Raw genomic sequence first — 24,317 nt, 5'->3', positions numbered from 1 at the left:
AGATGATGACAGCGCGGGTGACTGCGGTAACTATTCGGCGGAGGCCATTCGGTCGTAGGATGGAGATAACAATTCTACGTGCAAAGGGTGGTTGCGAGATGTTCGACGTTATTATTGTAGGGGCCAGAGTGGCGGGTGCTTCGCTCGCGTATGAGCTGTCGAAGGCGGGGTACCGGGTACTGCTGCTGGAGAAAGGGCAGCTGCCGAGCGATACGCTGTCCACGCACAATTTTTTCGGCAATTCGGTCGCGATGCTCCGGGAGATGGGCGTGCTGGATGAGCTGCTTGCGACAGGCGCGCCGCTTTATAAACATGCGCACATTGTGATGGACGGGGCGGTAATCGAGGGGGACTATCCGGAAGTGGATGGGGAGCTGGGATGTCTGTGCGTCAGAAGGACGCATCTGGACGATGTGCTGTTCCGGCACGCGATCCAGCAGCCTGGCGTAACGGCCATCCAAGGCTTCCGGGTCACGGAACTGCTGCGGGACGGCGATCGGGTAACGGGTGTTGTCGGTCAGCATAAGGACGGCAGAATCGAGCAGTTTCAAGCGGGGCTGGTGGTCGGCGCGGACGGAAGGCGTTCGCTCGTTCGGAGTTTAGTCGGCAGCCGGCAGCTGCATCGCGTGCCGACGGATTTTGCCTCCTATGTGGGGTATTTCCATGGCTACAATCAGCCCGGCGAGCCTTGCGTCGAGTTCTACAAGCAGGGAGACGGCATTGCCATCGTGTTCCCGACCAGCGACGAGCTGCACGTTGCCGGAATCATGTTCCCGCTCGCCGATCAGGAATGGCGGGAGAAGTTCAGCGCTCATGCGGAAGCGGGTTTCCGTGATCTGGCGGAGGCGGCTTTCGGGAATACGGGATTCCCGCAACGGTTGGCCCAGGCGCGGCTGGAAGGGCCGGTTAAGGGGCTGCTTGGCTACGACAACGACTGGTATGAAGGGATGGGGCCCGGTTGGGCGTTGCTCGGCGACGCGCTGTCGTTCAAGGATCCGGCGGTCGGCCAAGGCATGCATGACGCCATCTTCGGCAGCCGGGAGCTGACGAAGATCGTGTCGGCGAACGACGGTCACTGGGATATCCGTTGGGAGCAGATGGCGAAGGCGTATGATCATGTCATGCAATCCAAGATGATGTCGCGGTTCGCGATGGCTTGCGAGATTACACGGCATACCCCGGTGACGCCGCAGCAGCAGGCGGTCAATCAGTTGATCGGCGCATCCCCGGAAGCGACCCAGGCTTTCCTGGGCATCTACAATTATGCCAATGAACCGGAGCATCTGGGACAGGTGATCGGCAGATTGCTGCAAGGGCAGGCATAGACGAATAGGCGGAATGAGGCGGCTTGCGCTTCCCTTTAAGGGGAGGCTGCGGCCGTTTCGTCGTTGGATGCCATAGAATTGTCCGGAATGGAACGCCTATGCCATCAAGGCTGCTCGGTAAGTTTCGCCTAGCTGCCAACCGTGCTACAATAGAGGGAACAAACGTTCCTTGTGGAGGTGGCGCATGACCATGGCGGAGCCGAGTATCGTAGCCATTGCCGTTCGGCCTTTGGTAGAATACGCCCTGCTCAGCGGAGACATCGAGTCGGGCTTCCGCACGGCGACGGCGCTGACCGAAGGGACGAAGGCGCATCAGCGGATTCAGCAGCAGTACGGCGAGCTCGATCAGAAGGAAGTGTATATGAAGGCCGAGATTCCATACGGCAATCTGGTCTTCCAGGTCGATGGGCGCTGTGATGGCCTGCTATCCGACGAGGACGGGCGCCTGACCATTGACGAGATTAAATCCACTTCAGGCGAGCTTGCGGCAATCGAGGGCGACGGGTATCCGGTGCACTGGGCCCAGGCTTATTTCTACGCCTACATGACGGTACGGGAACGGGCGCTTGCGGCGATCCGGGTGCAGCTTACGTATGTCCAGGTCGATACGGAGGAGGAACGGCGATTCGTCCGCGAGGTTACGGAGGAGGAGCTGGATGTATTCGTGCAGGACGTGACGGCGCGATATGCGCCGTATGCCCGCATGCGTCTTGCGCATGAGGAGCTGCGGAACGCGAGCATTCAGGCGCTCCCGTTTCCGTTCCCGTCGTTCCGAGGGGGACAGCGGAAGTTCGCCGGAGCGGTGTATAAGACGATCGAGGGGAAGACGAAGCTTTTTGCCAAGGCGCCTACCGGTACGGGCAAAACGATCTCGACGCTGTTCCCGTCCATCAAGGCGATGGGCGCGGGGATGCTGCAGCGCATTTTCTATTTGACGGCGCGGACGATTACGCGCACGGCCGCGGAGGAGGCGCTCGCGCTCATGCAGCGCCATGGGCTGCATCTGCATGCCGTGACGATTACGGCCAAGGATAAGGTCTGTTTTCAGGAGGAGATGCGGTGCTCCAAGGAGCATTGCCCATACGCAGAGGGCTATTACGACCGGGTGAACGGTGCGGTGCTGGACATGCTGACCGAGGAAACCATTATGACGCGAACGGTCATCGAGCAATACGCCCGCAAGCACCGGGTGTGTCCGTTCGAGTTCTCGCTCGATGCCGCTTATTCCGCCGATGCGATTATTGGCGACTACAATTATGTCTTCGACCCGAAGGTGAGCTTGAAGCGAATGCTCGAGGAGCAGAAGCGCAAGACCGCGTTGCTCGTGGATGAGGCGCATAATCTGGTCGACCGCGCCCGCGAGATGTACTCCGGGGAGCTGACCAAAGGCGACTACCTGGCGCTTACGCGCGTGATGAAGCCGATCAGCAAGGAGGTCTATACCGCTGCCAAAGCGGTGAACGACTACTTGCTCGGCGTCCGCAAGACGATGACGGAGACCAAGGTGGAAGCGGCCAAGCCGGAGGAACTGATCGCGCTGATCGAAGCATTCTCGGCAGCGGCGGAGCGAGTGCTGGCCAAGGGCGGAGCGGACAACGGGGGCGCAGCCGCCGGGCATGGGGATGGCGAGGAGAGTCCGGGCGAGCGGCTGCTCGAGACGTTCTTCGCGGCGCAGAGCTTCCTGCGTACGGCGAAGCTGTACGATCCGGAGCGACATGTGACGTATACGGAGGTTGAGGGAAGCGATGTCCGGGTCAAAATGTTCTGCCTGGACCCGTCGCAGCAGCTCCGCCAGATGACGAAGGGCTACCGCGCGCAGGTATTATTCTCGGCGACGCTGTCTCCGCTGAACTATTACATGGACATGCTCGGCGGAGGCGAGGAAGACTATTCGGTGGCGATTCCGTCGCCGTTCTCCGCCGAGCAGCTGGATGTGGAAGTGATCGCGCTGTCGACGCGCTACCAGGACCGTGAACGGACGAGAGGGCCGCTAGCTGAGCGGATCGCCCGCGTGACGAGGGAACGGCCGGGCAATTACATGGTGTTCTTCCCGTCTTACGCGTATTTGGACGATGTACGCCGTGTGTTCGAAGAGCTGGCGGCGGATCGCGTGGCGAGCGGAAGCATGCGGGTGATGGTGCAGCAGAGCAAGATGAATGAGGCGGAGCGGGAGCAGTTCTTGGCCGCCTTCGACGCGGCGAGCCGTCAGACGCTGGTGGCGTTCGCGGTGATGGGCGGGATCTTCTCCGAAGGCGTCGATCTGGTCGGTGACCGCCTTACCGGCGTCATTGTGGTCGGCGTCGGCCTGCCGCAGCTCGGCTTCGAACGCGACCTGCTGCGGAGCTACTTCGACCGCACGCGAGGCAGCGGCTTCGAGTATGCCTACATCTTCCCCGGGATGAACAAAGTGCTGCAAGCCGGCGGCCGCCTGATCCGCTCGGAATCCGACAGCGGCGTCCTCCTGCTCATCGACGACCGCTACCAGCAGCCGCAGTACCGCCGCCTGCTCCCGGAGGAGTGGCGCGGCGAGGACAAGCCGCCGCGCTGGTCGATGTTCACGCCCCCGCCGAGGTAGGGGAGCGTAAGAACGACCTACGCTCGCGCTGAAGTCAGCCCAAGGATCGAGCCAGCTGGCGGCGCGTGGCGGAATAGCGGTAAAAGTACGACTACATGGCGCGTGAACGGCGGTGACTACATGGCGCGTGAACGGCGGTGCGTGGCGGAATAGCGGTAAAAGTGCGACTACATGGCGCGTGAACGGCGGTGCGTGGAGGAATAGCGGTAAAAGTGCGACTACATGGCGCGTGAACGGCGGTGCGTGGCGGAATAGCGGTAAAAGTGCGACTACAAGGACCAGCGAGCATGTGCGGACTGCCTGCAGTAGCAACCGTGCGACTATAAGGACCAGCGAGCATGCGCGGACTGCTTGCAGTAGCAATCGTGCGACTACAGGGACCAGGGAGCGAGCGCGGCCTGCCTGCAGTAGCAATCGTGCGACTACAGAGTGCGCCGCACGCGAACTCCGGCTTCGAAACAACAAAACCCGTTCCCACCGGATGGGGGAACGGGTTTTTTGTTTCTTTCCTTATAACACCTGCTCGAGGAAGCGCGCGGCGCGCTCGCTCTGCGGGCGGACGAAGAACTCTTCCGGCGCGGCGCGCTCGATGAGGCGGCCGCCGTCGAGGAAGTAGATCGTGTCCGCGGCTTCGCGGGCGAAATTCATCTCGTGCGTGACGATCAGCATCGTCATGCCGGAGGAAGCGAGGTCGCGGATAACCGCGAGCACCTCTTTGACCATCTCCGGATCAAGCGCCGAGGTCGGTTCGTCGAACAGCATAATGTCGGGGTCCATGGCGAGCGAGCGCGCAATCGCGACGCGCTGCTTCTGGCCGCCGGACAGCTTGGACGGATAGACGTCCGCCTTGTCGGCTAGGCCGACGCGCTCGAGCAGCTGCAAGCCTTTGGCGCGGGCTTCTTCCTTGGAGAGACCCTTCACGCGCATCGGCGCGAACGTAATGTTGTCGATGACGGTCATGTGCGGGAACAGGTGAAAATGCTGGAACACCATGCCGATCCGCTGGCGCACTTGCATCATGTCCGTCTTCGGATTCGTGATGTCCACGCCGTCGATCGTAATGGTGCCGCTGGTCGGCACCTCCAATAGGTTAAGGCAGCGCAGGAAGGTGGATTTACCGGAGCCGGACGGCCCGATGATCGCCACGACTTCGCCGCGTTCTACCGTTGTCGATATGCCATGCAAGACGGCTAGCTTGCCGAACGTCTTGCTGATGTTGTCCACTTTAATCACTGCGACGCATCCTCCTTTCGAGCAGTCCTGCAAGCGAAGTCAGCAGCAGTACGAGCACATAATAGATGGCGCCGATGAGCAGCAACGCTTCGAACGACCGGAACGTAGCGGCTTGCACGACGCTAGCGCGGCGCATCAGGTCCGCCACGCCGATGACCGAGACGAGCGACGACTCTTTGACGAGGGCGACGCACTCGTTGACCAGCGCCGGCAGGATGTTCTTGACCGCTTGCGGGAGAATGATGCTGAACATCATCGTCTTGTACGGAATGCCGAGTGCGATCGCAGCTTCACGCTGGCCTTTGTCGACTGCCATAATACCGCCGCGGATCGTCTCCGATAGATAAGCGGCCGAGTTCAGGCCGAAGGCAAGACCGGCGGCCAAGAGAGCCGGGATATCGTAATTGAACAGCTGCGGCGTTGCATAGTAAATCAAGAACAGTTGCAGCAGAAGCGGCGTGCCGCGGAAGACCGACGTGTAGGCGGTGGCGAACCAGCGCAGCGGCGCAATATTCGAGATTTTGAACAGGGAAAGAATCGCGCCCCAGATGAAACCGAACAGGGCGGATACGAACGTGAACAGCAAGGTTACGAATATGCCTTTGAAAATGTAACCGACGTAGCCGTCAAGAATACTGAAGTCGAGTCCCGACTTGCTGACTTTCTTGCTATCGTCTTGTCCTAACGCACCGAACCACTTATCGATAATGGCCTGCAGCTCGCCATTGTCCTTCATCTTCTGGAGCTCGGCATTGAACTGCGCCGTCAGCTCCGAACCCTTCGGGAACGCGATCGCGTAACCAAGATCATTCGGGTTCGGATCGAGGATCGTGAACTGCAGATCCGGATTCGCATCGGTATAGCCCCATGCGACAGCATCTTCGACGATTGCCGCGTCCATGCGCCCGGCTTTGATCTCTTGAATAAGGTTCGGGATTTTGTCGAGCTTCGTAATCTTCGAAGTGGATTCCATCCCGGCGACCGCTTCTTCTTGCGTCGATCCGAGCTGGACGCCGACATTCTTGCCTTCGAGCGACGCCATCGTCGTCAGGCCGCTGTCTTTCTTCGAGACAATCGTGTTGCGGGCCGCATAGTAGGAATCGGAGAAGTCGATGCTTTGCTTCCGTTCCTCCGTGACCGACATGGCCGACATGACGAAGTCGACGCGCTCCGTCTGCAACGCGGCGATTAAGCCGCTGAAATCCATGCCGGAAATCTCCAGCTTATAGCCGAGCTTATCGGCAATCGCTTGCGCGATATCGATGTCGAGGCCAACGACCTTGCCGCCGTTCTTCGCATCGGTGTTCTCGTATGGAGGGTAGTCGGGCGATGTTCCCATTACAATCGTCTGTCCGCCGCCTGTTGTCGCTGTGCTCTCAGCCCCTTCGGCAATCGCCAAGGTGCTGCCTGTTACGGCTGTCAGCAGGCCAGAGCCTGTACCGCCTATAATGCCTAGCAGGAGCAGGAGCGCAGCAAGCGAGGTAACGGCCCTTTTGAACCATTTGCTCATCTTGGATGTCTTCCTCTTCTGTATAAATTGTGTATAAATATTCGCACCTGAATACTATACCCAAAACGATCCCATTCCTCAACACCGGAAATTCCTGCCTGCGGTGACGAATTTCGTAACGGAGCCGGCGGACAGCTATCCTTCCACGCCTTTAACCTTCTCGCCAACCTGCCCCTCGCATGCGTAAACGCGCGTTCGCTCTTGAAACTTTACCTGCGATTGCGCATGATAGAACTACTACTTCCGTGCATAAAAAGGAGGCCGATCGGCTATGACCTTACCACTTCAAGGGCTGCGCAATGTGGGGCTGTTCGCTCACGTCGACGCCGGCAAAACAACGACAACCGAGCAGATGCTCTACAATAGCGGCCAGCTGCGCGCCCTCGGCAGCGTGGACAGCGGCACGACGCAGACGGACTGGCTCGATGTCGAACGCGAACGCGGCATCTCGGTTCGGGCGGCGGTAACCCGGCTTACTTGGGGCGACACCGCGATTAATCTGGTCGACACGCCGGGCCACGTCGATTTTCTGGCTGAGGTTGAGCGTTCCCTGCGCGTGATGGATGGCGCCGTACTGATCGTGTCCGCGGCAGAAGGCGTTCAGGCTCAGACCGAGGTGATCTGGCAGGCGCTGCGTGCCCAACGGATTCCGACTCTGATCTACGTGAACAAAATGGACCGCATCGGGGCGAACCAAGACCGGGTCCTCGGCCAAATCCACCGGCTGCTCACCAAGCAAGCGGCCCCGGTCAATGCCCCGGATGGCGCAGAAGGCGCTTTCGCCTCGGTCCATGGGCTGCTGGCCGAGGACAAGCTGCCTGCATGGGCGGCTGCCTACCGCGAGCAGCTGGCTGCCATGTGCGCGGAGCGCAGCGAAGAGGCGATGGAGGCGTACTTGGAAGAGGGGCGGCTTAGCGATGAAGCGCTGCAGTCGCTTCTAATAGAAGGCACGCATAGCTGCGAGCTATTCCCGGTTCTATTCGGCGCATCGGGCCGTGGTATCGGCGTGACAGAGCTGCTCGAGGCGGTCGTTCGGCTGCTGCCTCCCCCGGCTATCCATCCCGAGGGCGAAGTATCCGGCGTCGTGTTCAAAATCGAGCGCGATCCCGCCATGGGACGCATCGCTTACGTGCGGCTCTACGGCGGCACGATCCGCAACCGGGAATCCATCCGGAACCACTCGCGCGATCTGGAGGAGAAGGTGACGCAGATTCGGCGGATCATCGGGCAGCGGACGGAAGATATCGGATTGCTCGCCGCGGGCGATATCGCTGCCGTCTATGGCTGGAGCCGGGCGCGGATCGGCGATATCGTCGGCTCGCCGGCGCATGTGCCGGGCGAGCAGCGACTGGCCGTACCGCTGCTCACCGTGCAAGTCCATTGGCGGAGCGAGGCGGAATATCCCGCCGTCGTGGCTGCGTTCCAAGAGCTGGCCGACGAAGACCCGCAGCTCGATCTGCAGTGGATGCAGGACGAACGAGAGCTCCATCTGAAGGTCATGGGTCAGATCCAGATGGAGGTGCTCGCCCATATGCTGCTCAGCCGTTTCGGGCTTGAAGTGACGTTCGGCGCTCCGACCGTTATTTATAAGGAAACGCCTGCTGCAATAGGAGAAGGCTTCGTCGCGTATCTGGCGCCGAAGCCGTGCTGGGCGATTCTGCGGTTCCACATCGAGCCCGGGCCGCGGGGCAGCGGCGTTGTCTACAGCTCGGTCGTGCGCAATGAGCGCCTGCTCGACAGTTATCAGAACGAGGTAGCCCGCCGCGTACCCGAAGCGCTCCAGCAGGGACTGCGCGGCTGGGAGGTGACCGACGTTCGGATTACGCTCGTGGAGGGCGAGCATCATGTGTGGCATACGCACCCGCTCGATTTCGTCATCGCGACGCCGATGGGCATTATGGACGGGCTTGCGAACACGGGGACCAAGCTGCTCGAGCCGCTGCTCCGCTTCCGGCTGTCCGTGCCGGAGGAATACGGCGGTAAGCTGATGAACGAGCTGATGCTCATGCGCGCCGAATTCGAGTCGCCGACCGTGCATGGGGAGCGGATGGAGATCGAGGGGCTACTGCCTGTGGCCGCTTCGCTCGATTTTCCGGCCCGTCTCGGTTCGATGACGAAAGGACGCGGCACGTTGTCCGCCTTCTTCGCGGGCTATCAGGAATGCCCGCCTGACGTGGAAGCCGAGCGGACCAGACGCGGAGTGAATCCGCTTGATCAAGCCAAGTACATCCTGGCCGTCCGGAATGCGCTCTCGACGTAACTGGCGAAATATAACGCCTTACACCCTCGCCTGGCTATGTTACACTTTAGATTAGTTCTAAAGTATGAGAATCAGGCGGTGTACATCGATGTCGGAATGCCAAAGCTGCTTGCCGCTCGAATTGCAATATTGCATCGAGGTGACAGGCGCACACAATACGAAGGTATTGGAGCAGATCGTTCCTTACCTTCATTCCCGCAACGTTCTCGTCAGCAGCAGCGCTGCCGATCTTACGATCCATGAATCCGGCATGGCCGATTTTATCGATTTCAGCCAAGACCATATGGAGCAAGGCGCCATCCGCTGCCGTCTGACGACGGACAAAGAGTGGCGCAGCCTAAGCGATATTCAACCGCTGCTCGACGCAAGCTGGGTGGACGCGATCATCCGGGAAGGGCGGGTCGTGCCGTACTGCCAGCCGATTATGGATGCGCAGGGCGAGCTGTACGCGCATGAGATTCTATCCCGGTTCAAGCGGCAAGACGGGACGCTTGCCTCGCCGCTCGAAGTATTCTCGGCGGCCAAATCCCGGGGCAGATTGTACGCGCTTGACCGCTTGTGCCGGATGACGGCCGTGCGCAGTGCAGCCAAGTTGCCCAGCAAGGTATTCATCAACTTCATCCCAACCTCGATCTACTCGCCGGAGCATTGCTTGCGTTCGACGGTCGGGCTGGCCTCGGAACTCGGTATCGAGCCTTCGCGCTTCGTCTTCGAGGTCGTGGAGACCGAATACGTCGAGGATATCGACCACCTGAAGCGGATTCTGACCTACTATCGCGAGCGCGGGTTCCGCTATGCGCTCGACGATGTCGGCGAGGGGTTCAGCACGGTGGAGATGCTGCAGCAGATCGAGCCGCATTATATGAAGCTCGATATGGGCTATGTGCGCGGCGTGGCGGCTTCCGCCGCGAAGCAGGAGGTAGCGCTCAAACTGCTTCGCGCGGCGCAGCAGATCGGCGCGACTCCGCTCGCGGAAGGCGTGGAAGCGCCCGAGGATTACGCCTGGCTGCGGGAGGCGGGATTCCAATTGTTCCAGGGCTATATGTTCGGGAAACCCGCGCCGGTCGAAGGTTAAGGGCATTTCCCCGGAGTGAAACTTCACAGTTTACGTACAATATCGTCAAGATGTTGCCATCGCCAAGCACCCGTTTAGGGTGCTTGTTTGCTGTATAATACTAACAACACAAGCTTGCCGCCTGTCAGAGGGGCAGCTGGAGCGGGAATTCTAAGGCAGAGCAGCGCGCGAAGCGCAGAACAAATCCTCTTCTTAGCATTTCATGAACTAGAGTGAGGTGGCAGGAGGATGGAACAAGCAGTAAAGGCACATCGGGAGCTGGCGGCGGAAGCGGAGCGGTTTATACGGACTTGTTATGCGGAACTGGGGCACACCGAATCGGAGACGAACGCGCGCGTGAGAGCCGTTCAAGCGTCCATCGTCCTTGCCGGCACCTATACGCACACGACGGAAGAACTGGTCCACGGGGCCAAAATGGCATGGCGCAACAGCACGCGCTGCATCGGGCGCCTGTTCTGGGAGACGATGCACGTGTTCGACGAGCGGCTGGCCGCTACGGAAGAGGAGATGGCGCAAGCGATCGAGCGCCATATCGCCTATGCGACGAACGGCGGCAAGATTCGGCCGGCGATCACCATCTTCCCGCAGGAGGAAGCCGGAGGGAAGGGGCCGCGCATCTGGAACGCCCAGCTCATTCGGTATGCGGGCTACGCGCAACCGGACGGAAGCATCGTTGGCGATCCGATCTCGGCCAAGCTGACGGCGTACTGCCAGTCGCTCGGCTGGCGCGGGGCCGGCACGGCTTTCGACGTCCTGCCGCTGCTGCTGCAAGCTGGCGGCGCATCGCCCAAGCTGTTCGAGCTGCCGGCCGGCCTCGTGCTGGAGGTGCGGCTGCGGCATCCGGAGCTTGCCGGCTTCGATGTGCTCGGGCTCAAGTGGTACGCGGTACCGCTCGTCGCGAACATGCGGCTTGCGATCGGCGGCATTTCCTATACGGCGGCTCCATTCAACGGCTGGTATATGGGAACCGAGATCGGGGCGCGGAACTTGGCTGACCGCGACCGTTACGATTTGCTGCCCGAGGTGGCGAAGCTAATGGGATTGGATACGCGGAGCGAAGCTACGCTCTGGCGAGATAAAGCGCTTGTGGAGCTGAACGTCGCGGTGCTGCACTCCTACCGGCAGGCCGGGGTCGCCATCGTCGACCATCATACCGCTGCCAAGCAATTCGCCAGGTTCGAGGAGAATGAACATAAGCAAGGGCGCGATATTACTGGGCGCTGGTCGTGGCTCATTCCGCCGCTGTCGCCGGCGACGACGCATATGTTCCACAGCAGGTATGACGCGACCGAGCATACGCCGAATTTTTTTGCGCAGGACGGGCTGATCTAAGCGGGTACGCCACAAAAAGGGTTGAGCAGGCAGGAGGCCTGTTCAACCCTTTCGTATGGATAAGACTAGTTCAGGTATAGCTTCTTCAGCTGCGCGCGCTTCTCGGCGGTCAGTCCGAGGCCTTTGGTCAAGAAGCCGTCGATCGAGCCGTACGACTTCTGCATCTCGTCGAACGCTGCGTTGATGTACTCCTTACGGACTTCCATCAGCGCCTTGAACGTTTCGATCGTCTTCTCGTCCGTCAGGTTCATCTGCTTCACGATGCCGTCCACGGCAGCTTTATTGTAAGCGGCACGGTACGTATTGCTGAGCAGGAAGTCTTCGACGACGGTTTCCTTCGGCACGCCGAGCGCGAGCAGGATGAGCGCCGAGCCCAGGCCTGTGCGGTCTTTGCCTGCCGTGCAGTGCTGAACGAGGGCGGCATTGGCCGGGTCGAGCAGCAGATCGAACAATTCAACGTATGCCTCCGGATTTTGCACCAACTGGCGGTTCGCATCGATCAGCAGTTCACCGGGTTCGCCAAGCACGCTCAGGTCGCCGGAGGCGAGGAGGGAAGCCAGATCGGTGGCGCCGCCGCTGTTGTCGCTCGCGGTTTCTTTGATGGCCGGGTTACTCACATACGTGACGCCGGGAATCGTCGGGTCCGGCTTTGCTTTCACTTCGCTCGAGGAGCGGTAGTCGACGTTTGTTTTCAGTCCGACCGATTGCAGGAACGTCTTGTCTTCGGCGGTCAGGCCGGCCAGTTCGTCCGAACGGAACAGCTTGCCCCATTTGACCGAGCGGCCGTCAGTCGTCGCATAGCCGCCCAGATCGCGGAAGTTCGTTACGCCTTTCAGCGGGAGCTTGCGCTCGCCGACGACGATCGAAGCGCCGTTGCCGCCTTTGATTTTGTAATACACGACGCTGCCCGGTTTCGGATCCTTCGCTACATAACCGTTATAACGCGTATAAGTGCGGGCCAGCTCCTGCCAGCCGCCTTCCGGGCTTGTGCTCCAATACACTTTGGCTGCGCCAAGGTCCTGATTGCTTGTCCAGCGGACCGTCAACGTGCCATTCGAATTGCGAACGACGCTTGCGCTTGTGAATGCGCCTTGCTTAACGGATGCTGCAGCCGCCTGCGTCTTAACGGCAGGTTGCACGGATGCGGCAAAGCTGGCAGCCGGCGTAAGGGAGACCGCGAGTACAGCACTGAGAACGATTGTTTTCTTTAACATAAATATAAGCCCCCTAGAGAGTTTGTATGTAAGTCGTATACAAGTGTGATTATGGGGGCACATTGTTTACGGATCGTCATCGACGCGTTAAGGTTTCGTGAAGGCCAGTCAGAACAGGAAGTCATTTACTTGCATGTCTATGGGACAAAACGTACAATTTTGTTAACGATGCTCCTTTCGCCCCAGAAATTGTGAAGCGGGGGGTCTTCGTTCTGTCTTTTGGGGAAAACATGTAACGATAAGTTTCACACCATACTTAAGCTTATATTTCACCGGAATGATCGCGCTTGCGCCAAGATCTTGGGCGTTAGCCGATTCACCATGACGGCTATATAGATAAGGGGACTTCTTCATGACGATTTCATTAGCAGATCACATTTATAACGGCCTTCGCAAGAAACTGATCCATGGCGAATTCATGCCAGGCACGCTGCTGTCCGAGAACGAACTGGCCGCCGAATTCGGCATGAGCCGGACGCCGGTGCGGACCGCGCTGTCGCGCCTGGAGACGGAAGGTTACGTCGTATCGCTCAAGAATCGCGGAATTCTGGTCAAAGAAGTTTCGGGCAAAGAAATCCTCGATATGTTCGAGGTGATCGTGTCCTTTCAAATTTATACGGCGGAAATCGTGACCCAGCGGGAAAGCGGCTTTGATGTCGCAGAGCTGGAAGAGGAGCTTCGCAAACAGCAGAAGGCTACCGAGGCAGGCGATTATGCGGCCTATCTGGAGCATACGCATCAATTCACGAGCATCTACTTGTCCGCTGCGAACAATCAGTCGATGCTGACGATCATGGATAGCTTCAAGGATAAATTGACGATGGCGGCGATCGTGAATTACAAGCGGACGCCTCATCAGAAGCACTTCTCCGCGAGCCGGATGAACGAAGAGCTGATGGAAGCGATCAAGGCCGGCGATTACGACCGGTTGAAGCAGCGGGTGCTGCAAGGCTTTGCCGCGCTGCGTGAGCGGGCATTCCGGGAAGGGCGCTTCTAACGTTAGGAGCGTAAGGTGATTAAGATGTCAGCGATCATTAGGTTCGGTATTATCGGAGGCGGCTGGCGGGCGGCATTCTATTTACGGATTGCCGCTGCGCTGCCGCAGTTTTTTGAAGTGACGCGCATGCTCGTCCGCGACTCGGAGAAGGGGCGGGCGATCACGGAACAGTGGGGCGTCCGGACGGTTCAGTCGATGGCGGATTTCTTGCACGAGCCGGATTATGCCTTCGCCGTCGTAAGCGTATCGCGGACGGCATGTCCGGACTACCTGGCGGCGTTGGCCGATGCGGATGTGCCCGTGCTGTCGGAGACACCGCCCGCTGAGGATCTGACGAGTCTTACGGCATTATGGGAGCGTGTAGGTCCTAGGGCGCGCATCCAGGTCGCCGAGCAATATCTATTCCAGCCGATGCATGCGGCGCGGCTTGCGGTTGTTCGCTCGGGCCGGCTGGGGGCGGTCTCCCATGTGCAGGTATCGGCTGCCCATGCTTATCATGGCATGAGCCTGATCCGTCATCTGCTCGGCGTCGGCTTCGAGGAGGCGGCGATTCGCGGGGAGCGATTCGTAGGGCCGCTAACGAAGGGGCCAGACCGCAGCGGACCTCCGCAAGCGGAAGGCATCGCCGATTCGGTGCAGGAGCTCGCGACGCTGCGATTCGATGACGGGCGCAGCGCGGTGTTCGATTTTGCCAAGGAACAATACTTCTCCTGGATCCGGGGGAACCGGGTGCTCGTGCGCGGGGAACGCGGCGAGATCGTGAATAACGACGTGCGCTGGCTGCCGGATTACCGGACGCCGGTCGAATTAGGTATGAAGCGGGTCGATACGGGGCATGACGGTAATCTGGAAGGTTATTATCATGCGGGCGTGACGCTGGGCGCGGAATGGCTGTACCGGAATCCTTTTGCCCCGGGTAGGCTCTCGGACGACGAGATCGCCATTGCGGCGTGTCTGGTCCGGATGGGCGAATACGCGGCAGATGGGACTTCCTTCTATAGTCTGGCGGAGGCGGCGCAGGATCACTATTTGTCGCTGATGATGACGAAAGCTATCGATAGCGGGGAAGCTGTGCGAACGACCGTACAACCATGGGGCCAGAGATAACAGAATAGCAAGGTCTTCTGCCGTCATTTGTGATAGGATAGAAGAGTTGTTCGCTTACCGTGGATAATGCATATAGCATATATAGATAAATGAGGTGGCCATTTTGGCGGATTTTGTACAACTAGGCATATCACAGGAGCAGACGGCGGCATTGCGCGCCGGCGGCATCGTGGAAGCGACGCCGATCCAGGAAGGCGCGATTCCGGTCATATTGAAGGGCGAGGACGTCGTGTGCCAAGCGCAGACGGGAACGGGCAAGACGCTGGCTTTCCTGCTGCCGATGCTCGAGAAACTCGACCCGGAGAAGCCGAAGCTGCAGGGGCTTATCCTGACGCCGACGCGGGAACTGGCGCTGCAGATCACCAATGAGCTCAAGCGGTGGCTGAATAAGGAATCGGGATTCAGAGTGGTCGCCATCTACGGCGGCCAGGATGTTGAAGCGCAAATGCGCAAGCTCGGCAATGGCGTCCATATCGCGGTCGCAACGCCGGGACGTTTGCTCGACCATCTGCGCCGGGAGACGATCTCGCTTGGCGGAGTCAACATGCTCGTACTCGATGAAGCGGATCAGATGCTGCATATGGGCTTCTTGAATGAAGTGGAAGACATCATCTCGAAAATCCCGGCTCGCCGTCAGACGATGCTGTTCTCGGCGACGATGCCGCAGGCCGTGCGTTCGCTTGCGACGCGCTTCATGCGCGAGCCGAAGGATATTACGGTCAAAGCGCCGAAAGTGACGGTCAAAGGCATTCGCCAGCTCGTCGTCCAGACGACAGACCGCGGCAAGCAGGATGCGCTCATCCGCATGATGCATGAGAATACGCCTTATCTGGCGATGATCTTCTGCCGGACGAAACGCCGTGCGCAAGCGCTGAACGAAGCGCTGCAGGATGCGGGCTACGCATCGGACGAGCTTCACGGCGATCTGTCGCAGGCGAAGCGCGAGCAGGTCATGAAGCGGTTCCGCGAGGCGAGACTGCAGTTCCTGGTGGCGACGGATATCGCGGCGCGCGGTCTCGACGTGGAAGGCGTCACGCACGTGTACAACTACGATATGCCGCATGATACGGAGAGCTATATTCACCGGATCGGCCGGACGGGCCGCGCTGGCGCTGACGGTCTGGCGGTAACGTTCGCTACGCCGCGCGACGGCTATGCGCTCGAGGCGATCGAGAAGGGCATCGGCCAGACGCTTGAGAAGAGAAGGCTCGACGGCGGCCGGATCGTGGATGTAGCTCCGGGCGAAGCGGTGGAGAAAGGCGAGCGCCGCAGTAAGGATGACGAGCGCAAACCGCGCCGCGGAGGAGCGCAAGCTCCGGCTGGGCGTCGCGGCGCGGCGGCTGGCGGCCGCGCGGGCAAGGAGAGCGCGGGCCGTGGTCGCGGCGGGCGAGAGGAAGCGAAGGCAAGCGGAGGCCGTGGAGGCGCACGCGTGAGCCAGGCTGGCTCACGCGGACGCGGCGCTGGTGCGGCTGTACGCGAGGATTCGGCGCGCGGCGCACGATCTGGCGGCTGGGAGGCGCGCGATGAAGTGCGCGCAAACCTAGGCCGCGGTAACGCGGGCTTCGCGCAAGAGGAGAGCCCGACGCGTGCGAACACGGGCATCTGGAACAAGCCGGATGGCGCGCGTACTGGACGCGGTGGCAGCAGCCGCGGAGCAAGCGGCGACTTCTCGCGCGGCGGCAACAATCGCGGTGGACGCGGAGCAAGCGGCGAATCTGCACGGGGCGAATCCGCACGCGGCGGCAACGGACGCAGTGCAGGCGGCGAATTTACGCGCGGCGGCACCGGTCGTAGCGCAGGCGGCGAATTTACGCGCGGCGGAGGCGGTCGTAGCGCAGGTGGCGAATTTACACGCGGAGGCACCGGTCGCGGCGCAAGCGGCGAATCCGCACGCGGCGGCAGTAGCCGTGGCGGGCGTTCGAGCGGCGGTGCGCAAGGCCGTGGCGGCCAAGGCGGACGCAGCGGAGCGCCGGCAGGCAATCGCGGTGGCGGTTCGGGCAGCCGCAGCGGCGGTCGTCCGCAGCGCAGAGGGCGTTAAGATTCTCCCCTTGAACAACGATAACCAACTGGAAGAGGAACAGGCCGATTGTCTGTTCCTCTTTTTTGTGCCAAAATTTAGGGATGTAGTTTTTTGGGAGGGCGATGATGGGAGTTTTATTTTTTTTGCTATTCGTGATCTTATTTATTTCGGGCGTCATCTTAGTTATAAAGCATCGTAAGAATACGAGAAATGTCGTTAAGATCATCTTCTGGTGCATAGTGATTGGGCTACCCATTTATTTGTTGATGAATCATCGACTCAACCGCATGCACAAGCTTGAGATTCATAGGGTCATTGAGTTTTATGGAGGACATGTAGAGGAAATAAAGAAAGTGAATTCCAAGGATAGTCCGTTCGGTGAAAGTGGGAGCGCCAACACCATTTACAAGATCCAGTACCTATCGAACGGTGAGGTTCTAACCGCGTGGTATCGTGCAATTGATAATATTGGCGATATTCACGAGCCAGTATCTAAAGGTTACGACGAACAATGGATTATGGACCAGAAGTAAACAAAACCGCCAACCCTCACGGATTGGTGGCTTTAAGTTTACCTTCCTGTAACGCGATGCCTCATCCCGCGCGGCCTTCCTTGCGTACCGCAGCGCGCGGCGGCTCATTCTTGCCTGCGGCCAGCGAGCGGATCGTGGCGCGGACGAGCGTGGTGAGCAGAACGGCGCTTAGCGCCACGGCGTAGATCCATTGGATATACGGATTGCTGCTGTCCGTACCGAGGAAGAAGCCATGGACGAGCGACATGATGAATGCCGGATAAGCGAGCAGATGCAACGTCATCCAGAGCTTGCGCCCCAGTTTGCCGCGCAAGTCCGTCGTCAGGATGACGATCAACAGCAGATAACCGCTTAAGGTGCCAAGGCCGGACAGCACCGGGTGGTAGTCTGCCGTGAACGGAATCAGCACTTCGCTCCAGGTGAACGGCGTGTACGTATCGATGACGGAGATCATGCCGTGCAGCATCCCGATCGCGGCGCCGCCGATCGTCAAAGTGGAATGAATCTTATAAAGTTTCTTCTTCACCGCGCCGCTCCATACCGGCATGCTGTAAATAATGCCCAAGCACACGCCGGCCGTGATGGCGAGGAAGCTGATCATCCCCATCGTGCGCATCGCCTGCCATAGCGGCAGCTCAAGAATGGCAGCAATCATAGGCTCGCCTCCCGATTCAGTTTCGTGGTATCATGCGCATTTAGCATCGAAGGCAATAGGACGGCTGCCCCCGGTACGGCCCACCGGCGGTCTACCGATGCGACGTCCGCGATCAGGACCATCGCGCCGTCTGCCGTAAATACGAGCGCTTCATAGCCCGGAGCTTGGCGCGCCATGCGGGCTGCGCCTTCATGCAGGCCGAGGATGCAGATCGTCTTGGCCCATACTTCGCAATCTGCCGCATGCGTGCCGACAACCGTGCATTGGACGACGTCGCTCCGGCTCGGCGCCATCGTAGAAGGATCAATGAGATGATGCTGCGCGCCGGAAGCGGTCGTCCAGCTGCGGCCAAGCTTGCTCGAAGTAGCGGCGGACGCGTACGGCCCGGACAGCTTGACGGTACCGACGCTTTTCTCCGGTTCCCATGGGTGTTCGGCGGTGACGGTCCATGGCTCGCCTTCCGCGGTCCGCGTCCCCCAGGTGGTCAGATCGCCGCCCGCATTGATCAGTCCGTGCGCAATGCCGAGTCTCGTGCGGAGGAAGATGCCCAGCCGGTTGACGGCCCAACTCTTCACAATGCCGCCAAGATCGATCGGATGGCCCTGCGGCAACGTAACGGCTCTCATGCCGCGGTCGATCACCATGACTGGATGCACAAGCGAGGCAGGCTCATAACCGGGCGTCTCCAGCCCACTATACGTTAGCGGGTCTGTTTGCATGCGTTCGAAGCTGTCGCGGTACCCGGCCCTGTGCATGGCGGAGAGGACGAAAGGGCTGAATGCGCCTTCGGTCACCGCTTCATAATGCTTCGTTAGCGACAGGACTTCGAGCATCGATTCCGACACGAGATAAGGCTTGCCGCCCGCACGATTCAAGAGGCTCAGCTCGCTGTCCGTACGGAACCGGCTGAAGCGCTGCTCGGCGAACCGGAACCAGTCCGCCGCGAATGCTTTGGCCTTGGCCACCAGCTCCATATCGGCGGTGCGAAGCGCGATTTCAATCTTCGTGTTCATGGCCCGGAATTGAAAGGCGTGCAGCATAACAGGCATCAGTTGTTCCGTTGGCATGGTTAAGACCTCCCTGTCTGGGTAGTAAATTCGGAAGCGTTCGTATCGCTCGGTTCGTTCGTCACGCTCGGCGTCTCGTCATTCGAGGATGCCGAGCTGCGCCAGCCGCGGCCGCCGTGTTCGCTGTAATCGGGACCTACATAGCGGTGGTTGCCGCGGCCCGATGTGCTCGGGTCGGCATTTGCGCCGCTGCTGCTCGATTCCTGATCCAGCCATTCGTTGAACACCGGATCGTCGCTGCTCTCGGCACTAGTGGAAGCGACTTTCAGAACTTCTTTATTGGTTGTAGCCACTGCATATTCATCGCTAGATTTTATGGTATGGAACAGAACGGCCATCCCGGCCGTACCGATCAGGGCGATTTTCCACTTCATCCATTTATCGTTCTTCATTCGGCAACCCTGCCTTCGTTCGAATGTGGTATGTTTGTTGATAGCCTCATTATGAAGGGCGATCCTGAGACGAAACTGAACCGAAGCTGAAAGAAAAATAAATGTCGAAACGATCGGGCAAGTCCATCTCTCGATTTAATAAAATCGCCTAAGAGCGCAACATTACAGGCATGAACTGCGTATCAATCACATGTTCTTTATTGGAAAGGGTGTAATGTATATGGAAAAAGGTCTTCAGGTTCGGCTCATGGAGAAGCGTCCGGATGGCACGCTGCGCAATCTGGATGTGCGGTTCTGGACCAAAGAAATGATCGATGCGCTGCAGGCGGTCAACTTCCTGACGGTGGGCGGACACGAGTACGAGACGGTGGAAGGGCGGCTTAACGTCGATCAGCAGGTGCTGGAACTGCTCGTTCTGCCGGTTAAGGAATAGTGAGGCCCACAGCCAGATATCAGCAGAAAAGGAGGCATTCTGATGTCGAAGCAAGATCAGCATAAACCGGAGCCATTCGTACAGGAGCAAGCGCAGGCGAAGCCGGTGCTCTTCACGAAGGACGGCAAGCCGCTTCGCGTCCTCTCGACGTCGCTCGGGATCGCGCTTGTCGCCAATGCGCTGCTCGGGGCGAGCTTCGCCGGCGAAGCTTCCGCGGAGACGAGCGGCCAGACGCAGACGACCGCTGCGGAGACCGCCGTGGCAGAGCCAACCCTGGTGGAATGGTCGAATGATAACGTAAAGGCATTTTTCGATCCGACGTCCGACTGGAACATTCCGCTGCTGCAGGAGTGCGATCCTGCCGTGACGGATCCGCAAGCGGAGAATGCGTGCGAGGACACATCGGCTGCCGCAGGCAGTACGGCGGGCAGCGGCACAGGCGGGACAACAGGCGGCACGACCGTCATTCACACGTATTCCGGCTTCGGCTGGGACGATCTGCTGCTCTATCACATGATCTTCAATAACGGCAGCGCCTACTCGACTACGCGCTATCACAGCATGTACCGCAGCTATGACATTCGTACGGGAGCCGCGTACAAAGTGCCGACCTATAAGAGCGATCAATTCCAGAACAGTCCGGTGACCGGATCGGCGGTACGGCCGAAGACGACGAATACCACAGGGACGATAACGAAGCGGTCCGACAGCACAACGTCCTCATCTACAAAGTCATCATCAGCGACTTCGTCTTCCTCCTCTTCATCCACGTCGTCGTCGGCAGGCGGCATTGGCGGCAAATCGAGCAGCTTTAGCTCGAGCGGCTCCAGTTCCAAAAGCTCGGGAGGCCTGTTCGGCGGATGAGTAAGGCCGTCGTGTTCGAAGCTGTCGGTACGCCGCATCCGAACCGGGCGGAGCGTACGGAAGAACTGAAGGCGCATGGATTCGGCTGGGCCGATCTCGAAGGCGAGCCTTACTGGCTTGATCAGGCGGTCGCGATGCGGCCGGATTGCTATGAAGAACTGCGGGAAGCGTCCGCGCGCTTGTGGCAAGTATTCGATAAGGCGGCGCGGTTCGTCCACGGCAAGCACGATCTGTACACGATGATCGGAATTCCGGAGGTGCTCTTCGACCCGCTGGATACGCTGCCGTTGCAGCCCGAGGGGATGCTGAGCCGCTATGCGAGATTCGATTTTGCCATCGCGGAAGACGGAACGATCAAGCTGCTCGAGCTCAATGCCGATACGCCTACCGGTTATGTGGAGGCTTCCGTAGCTACGCCGCTTGTCTGCGGCTGGCATGGACTTGGAACGGTTAATGAAAGGATGCCTGCGGCCTTGAAGGCGGCCTGGTCGTCAGAACGGCCGGAGGCCGTGGCCTGCATCGCGTACGGCGAGCATGCCGAGGATACGGGGACTGTCGACATGTTGGCGCGGCATAGCGGACTGCCGATTCGCGGCGTCGACTGTCTGGCGTTGTCCATTGATGAAGGCGTCGTGAAGGACGGCGAGGGCGAGCCGATTCGGCGGATGTTCGCCCTGTATCCGAAGGAGTGGATGGGCGTCGATGACGGCGGCGAAGCGCTTAGCTACGCGATCTCATCCGGGCAATTGCAGTTGTTCAATTCGATTCATGCCGTCCTGTTGCAATCCAAAGGGCTGCAGGCCCTGATCTGGGGACTGTACGAGCTGGACCTGCTGTTCACGGAAGAAGAGCGTTCGGCAATTGCGCGCTATATGCTGCCGACCTATACCGATCCGCTTGTCGAGGGCGGATACGTATCAAAGTCGATGTTCGGCCGCGAAGGCGGCTCGGTCATCATCTATGACGAGCAGGGCCAGACGGTCGAGAAGGATGAAGACGGCTTCGATACGAGCGCAATCTTCCCGCTTATCTATCAGCAGCGGGCCGAACTTGCGCGCGTGCGACTGGCTGGCGGCGAGTTCCATTTGCTCGTCGGCATGTTCGTCATCAACGGCGAGCCATGCGGCTTATTGGGCCGTGCCGGCGGGCTGATCACCGGCAACACGAGCCATTTTGTAGCGATAGGGGTGAAGGACCATGAGCCAGTGGAATCGTAATTCCAGCTCGCAGCAGGCGAATGGGCGTTTGCTGCAGCTGATTATTGGCGGCATTATTTTTATCATCATCATCGGGATTATAAGCCAGTCCTGCAGTAATTCGAGCACGATGCTAAGCTCGGACACGGTAAGCTTCGACGGCACCGGTGCGAGCGATGCGAGTACGGCAAGCGGATCCGCAACGTCTTCCGCAGATCAGCTGACGGTTCCTTGGGATTATCAGGTTACGGAGGGTAAGGTCGGGGAACTGGTTGCCGGCGATATGACGGTGCTGCCGAACAACAAGCTGCTGCCTAACGACGGCAATTACAAGACGGGCGACACAATCTGGGTCATTGAATATATGAGCGCGCTGATGGAGTCGGATGACAGCGGCAAGACGAATGTGACGCTCACCGCGTGGCAGCCGATCAAATCGTTCAAGACCGAGGCGCTGGCCAAGGCGGACTTGGACAAATTGAAGTTCCAGGTGAAATCGGAAGTCGACCTGGTCGGCGTGTACAAAACGACCTATCAGGGAGCGACGCGCCAATTCGCCGTCCTTGTGCTGCCGTCCGGCAACCGGCTCAAGCAGCCGATCGACGAGGCGAAGTATAACGAGCTGAAATCCGCCAAGAAGGCGAACGTCCTGCTGGAGGAAGTGCACAGCTATCAAAATTATGATTTGGCATACGCCAAGTTTCGGGGGTGGGCATCATGATCGTATTTGACCTTGCAATTAGCATCGTCGTCATCATCGTCCTGCAGCTGCTGGGCATGGTCGTCTTCAGCTGGATGACGCCGTTCAACGATCTGGAGGAGCTTAAGAACGGCAATACGGCTGTCGGCTTGGCGATGGGCGGCAAGTTTCTGGCGACGGCCATTGTGCTCGGGGTGGCGGCGTACACGAATACGTCGATCTGGCACATGATGCTGTGGTTCGCGGTCGGCTATGCCTGTCTGATCCTCGCTTATTGGGTGTTCGAATGGGCCACGCCGAACTTCAAGGTCGGCGAGCATCTCAAGAACGGCAACGTAGCGGTCGGCACGCTGCTCCTTTTTGTCTACGTCGGCACGGGATTTGCGATAAGCAGCCTGATTATCTAGGGCGAAGGATGCATTGCCAACGATAGCGGAATCCAGTACGCTCTTAGGAAAGAAACGTTTGGGAGGAGTGTCAAAATGAGGAAGAAACATCTGTCTTCTTTCGCGATTTCTTCCCATACGTTTGCGAGCACCAAGGTCTATTGAGGCCTTGGTGTTTTTATTTTCGAGAGGAGTGTGTGTCGAATGGTCAAATACAAGCGTGTGCTCATTAAACTTAGCGGCGGCGCCGTGGCGGGCGAGGGAGGCTCTGGATTCGATCCGGCGCGCATGAACCGGATTGCCGGCGAGATTATGTCCGTGCTGGAGCTGGGGGTCGAGGTGTCGGTGGTTATTGGCGGCGGCAATATTTTTCGCGGCAACCTGGCGGACAATTGGGGAATCGAGCGCGCAGAGGCTGACAATATCGGCACCTTGGCTACGGTCGTCAATTCGCTCATGATGCGCGGCGTGCTGAAGGCGATGACCAATCGCGAGGTCAGAGTCATGTCGGCCGTGCCGATCTCCTCCGTCGCAGAGCCCTATATTCGGCTGAGGGCCATTCATCATCTCGAGAAAGGCTACATCGTCATCTTCGCCGGCGGCAACGGCCAGCCGTTCGTGACGACCGATTATCCGTCGGTGCAGCGGGCGATCGAAGTGAACAGCGAAGCGCTTATCGTGGCCAAACAAGGCGTCGACGGCGTGCTGACCGGCGATCCGAAGAAAGAGCGTCATACGCGTAAATTCCGCACGCTCCATTACGACGACGTGCTGCGCCACGACCTGAAAGTAATGGACCAATCAGCCTTCATTCTCGCTCGGGACTACAAGCTGCCGATCCATGTAGTCGGCTTCGATACGTCCGGCTCGCTGCGCGCGGTATGCGAGGGCCGGGAAGCAGGGACGCTGATCAGCCAGGACAGTACGCTGTCTTATGATGACGAGAATGATAATGAATTGCTCGCTTAGCGCATACTAGCCATAAAGGTGCGGACTTGCCGCACAAGGCGACGCTTAAGGGAGATGGCTGTATGGCGCTGTTGCGTCCTTATATCTACAGCAGCAATGCAAGCGAACAAGCGGCCTACTATGCCGAGGTGTTCGGCGGCGAGGTGAAGCTCGTGACGACGTATGCGGATATACCGGGCGGCGAAGAGTATGCGCAGGATCGGGTCCTTCATCTGGAGTTGGAGCTCGCAGGCCATATGTTCTATTTAGCCGATAAAAAGAATCTTCTGCCGGGCAACATGTTGGATCTGGGGCTCGAGTTTCCGACCGACGAGGAGGCATTCCGCATCTTCCAGACGCTTGCCGGTTCGGAGGGCAGCGAAGTGCTCGTCCCGTACGACTCGATGTTCGATGGGGTACATATGGGCCGGGTCAAGGATCGGTATGGCGTGGTCTGGAACATCGCTTATCAACATTAGGTGAGGAAGGCGCTTA

Annotated in this window: 22 protein-coding genes; 16 read left to right on the top strand and 6 right to left on the bottom strand. The window is 59.2% G+C overall.

Translation table 11 applies throughout. The features are described 5' to 3' along the window. The first annotated feature begins 98 nt into the window (after window positions 1-98). On the top strand, window positions 99-1,325 hold the full coding sequence (locus tag FHS18_RS13645) for an NAD(P)/FAD-dependent oxidoreductase (protein ID WP_183600615.1): 1,227 nt from the start codon (window positions 99-101) through the stop codon (window positions 1,323-1,325). Between the two features lie 190 nt (window positions 1,326-1,515). Further along, a complete protein-coding gene (locus FHS18_RS13640; RefSeq protein WP_183600820.1) occupies window positions 1,516-3,900 on the top strand; it encodes a helicase C-terminal domain-containing protein in 2,385 nt (794 codons plus the stop codon). A gap of 510 nt (window positions 3,901-4,410) precedes the next feature. Here the strand turns inward: FHS18_RS13640 and FHS18_RS13635 are convergent. Beyond that, window positions 4,411-5,133: an ATP-binding cassette domain-containing protein gene (locus FHS18_RS13635; RefSeq protein WP_183600614.1), complete on the bottom strand. Its 723-nt coding sequence runs from the start codon at window positions 5,131-5,133 to the stop codon at window positions 4,411-4,413. Further along, entirely contained in the window at window positions 5,126-6,643 is a 1,518-nt protein-coding gene (locus FHS18_RS13630; protein WP_183600613.1) for an ABC transporter substrate-binding protein/permease, read from the bottom strand. The genes FHS18_RS13635 and FHS18_RS13630 overlap by 8 nt, the downstream gene beginning before the upstream one ends. A 271-nt stretch (window positions 6,644-6,914) precedes the next feature. Between FHS18_RS13630 and FHS18_RS13625 the strand changes: the two genes are divergently transcribed. The 3 genes from FHS18_RS13625 to FHS18_RS13615 all read left to right on the top strand — a co-directional run bounded on the left by FHS18_RS13625 (window position 6,915) and on the right by FHS18_RS13615 (window position 11,310). Continuing rightward, complete coding sequence (locus tag FHS18_RS13625) at window positions 6,915-8,903, top strand: elongation factor G (protein WP_183600612.1); 1,989 nt, start codon at window positions 6,915-6,917, stop codon at window positions 8,901-8,903. A gap of 88 nt (window positions 8,904-8,991) precedes the next feature. Then, window positions 8,992-9,978 (top strand): EAL domain-containing protein, encoded by a 987-nt coding sequence (locus tag FHS18_RS13620; protein ID WP_183600611.1) that lies wholly within the window; start codon window positions 8,992-8,994, stop codon window positions 9,976-9,978. 228 nt (window positions 9,979-10,206) lie between these two features. After that, complete coding sequence (locus FHS18_RS13615) at window positions 10,207-11,310, top strand: nitric oxide synthase oxygenase (RefSeq protein ID WP_183600610.1); 1,104 nt, start codon at window positions 10,207-10,209, stop codon at window positions 11,308-11,310. 65 nt (window positions 11,311-11,375) lie between these two features. Here the strand turns inward: FHS18_RS13615 and FHS18_RS13610 are convergent, their stop codons facing one another. Further along, window positions 11,376-12,524 carry a tyrosine-protein phosphatase gene (locus FHS18_RS13610; RefSeq protein WP_183600609.1) on the bottom strand — a complete coding sequence of 383 codons (1,149 nt, stop codon included), beginning with the start codon at window positions 12,522-12,524 and terminating at the stop codon, window positions 11,376-11,378. Window positions 12,525-12,876: 352 nt separating this feature from the next. Here FHS18_RS13610 and FHS18_RS13605 point away from each other — a divergent pair, with 352 nt between their 5' ends. The 4 genes from FHS18_RS13605 to FHS18_RS13590 all read left to right on the top strand — a co-directional run bounded on the left by FHS18_RS13605 (window position 12,877) and on the right by FHS18_RS13590 (window position 17,181). Then, window positions 12,877-13,521 carry a GntR family transcriptional regulator gene (locus tag FHS18_RS13605; RefSeq protein WP_183600608.1) on the top strand — a complete coding sequence of 215 codons (645 nt, stop codon included), beginning with the start codon at window positions 12,877-12,879 and terminating at the stop codon, window positions 13,519-13,521. A 24-nt stretch (window positions 13,522-13,545) separates the two neighbouring features. Further along, entirely contained in the window at window positions 13,546-14,628 is a 1,083-nt protein-coding gene (locus FHS18_RS13600; protein ID WP_183600819.1) for a Gfo/Idh/MocA family protein, read from the top strand. Window positions 14,629-14,731: 103 nt separating this feature from the next. Beyond that, window positions 14,732-16,666, top strand: coding sequence for a DEAD/DEAH box helicase (locus FHS18_RS13595; protein ID WP_221401309.1), 1,935 nt, complete (start codon window positions 14,732-14,734; stop codon window positions 16,664-16,666). A 104-nt stretch (window positions 16,667-16,770) separates the two neighbouring features. After that, complete coding sequence (locus FHS18_RS13590; protein ID WP_183600607.1) at window positions 16,771-17,181, top strand: hypothetical protein; 411 nt, start codon at window positions 16,771-16,773, stop codon at window positions 17,179-17,181. A 61-nt stretch (window positions 17,182-17,242) separates the two neighbouring features. Here the strand turns inward: FHS18_RS13590 and FHS18_RS13585 are convergent, their stop codons facing one another. From FHS18_RS13585 to FHS18_RS13575, 3 genes are read right to left on the bottom strand one after another with little or no spacing between them, the layout of a single operon-like run. Next, window positions 17,243-17,836, bottom strand: coding sequence for a ferric reductase (locus tag FHS18_RS13585; protein ID WP_183600606.1), 594 nt, complete (start codon window positions 17,834-17,836; stop codon window positions 17,243-17,245). Then, complete coding sequence (locus FHS18_RS13580; protein ID WP_183600605.1) at window positions 17,833-18,903, bottom strand: FAD:protein FMN transferase; 1,071 nt, start codon at window positions 18,901-18,903, stop codon at window positions 17,833-17,835. The genes FHS18_RS13585 and FHS18_RS13580 overlap by 4 nt, the downstream gene beginning before the upstream one ends. 2 nt (window positions 18,904-18,905) lie before the next feature. Next, window positions 18,906-19,295, bottom strand: a complete 390-nt coding sequence (locus tag FHS18_RS13575) for a hypothetical protein (RefSeq protein ID WP_183600604.1) — start codon at window positions 19,293-19,295, stop codon at window positions 18,906-18,908. A 220-nt stretch (window positions 19,296-19,515) separates the two neighbouring features. Between FHS18_RS13575 and FHS18_RS13570 the strand changes: the two genes are divergently transcribed. The 7 genes from FHS18_RS13570 to FHS18_RS13540 all read left to right on the top strand — a co-directional run bounded on the left by FHS18_RS13570 (window position 19,516) and on the right by FHS18_RS13540 (window position 24,301). After that, window positions 19,516-19,728 (top strand): hypothetical protein, encoded by a 213-nt coding sequence (locus FHS18_RS13570; RefSeq protein ID WP_183600603.1) that lies wholly within the window; start codon window positions 19,516-19,518, stop codon window positions 19,726-19,728. Window positions 19,729-19,770: 42 nt separating this feature from the next. Next, entirely contained in the window at window positions 19,771-20,592 is an 822-nt protein-coding gene (locus tag FHS18_RS13565) for a hypothetical protein (RefSeq protein ID WP_221401308.1), read from the top strand. Then, a complete protein-coding gene (locus FHS18_RS13560; protein ID WP_183600602.1) occupies window positions 20,589-21,809 on the top strand; it encodes a glutathionylspermidine synthase family protein in 1,221 nt (406 codons plus the stop codon). Before FHS18_RS13565 ends, FHS18_RS13560 begins: the two co-directional genes overlap by 4 nt. Further along, complete coding sequence (locus FHS18_RS13555; protein WP_183600601.1) at window positions 21,790-22,509, top strand: hypothetical protein; 720 nt, start codon at window positions 21,790-21,792, stop codon at window positions 22,507-22,509. The genes FHS18_RS13560 and FHS18_RS13555 overlap by 20 nt, the downstream gene beginning before the upstream one ends. Beyond that, window positions 22,506-22,895: a DUF350 domain-containing protein gene (locus FHS18_RS13550; protein WP_221401307.1), complete on the top strand. Its 390-nt coding sequence runs from the start codon at window positions 22,506-22,508 to the stop codon at window positions 22,893-22,895. Before FHS18_RS13555 ends, FHS18_RS13550 begins: the two co-directional genes overlap by 4 nt. A gap of 183 nt (window positions 22,896-23,078) precedes the next feature. Continuing rightward, the gene (gene pyrH, locus FHS18_RS13545; RefSeq protein ID WP_183600600.1) at window positions 23,079-23,843 is read left to right on the top strand and encodes a UMP kinase; all 765 of its coding nucleotides are present in this window, start codon (window positions 23,079-23,081) and stop codon (window positions 23,841-23,843) included. A 62-nt stretch (window positions 23,844-23,905) separates the two neighbouring features. After that, window positions 23,906-24,301 carry a VOC family protein gene (locus FHS18_RS13540; RefSeq protein WP_183600599.1) on the top strand — a complete coding sequence of 132 codons (396 nt, stop codon included), beginning with the start codon at window positions 23,906-23,908 and terminating at the stop codon, window positions 24,299-24,301. Window positions 24,302-24,317 lie beyond the last annotated feature (16 nt).

The sequence above is a fragment of the Paenibacillus phyllosphaerae genome, from assembly GCF_014192105.1.
In the GTDB taxonomy this organism is placed as follows: domain Bacteria; phylum Bacillota; class Bacilli; order Paenibacillales; family Paenibacillaceae; genus Paenibacillus_Z; species Paenibacillus_Z phyllosphaerae.
This window is presented reverse-complemented; position numbering and strand designations above follow the sequence as displayed.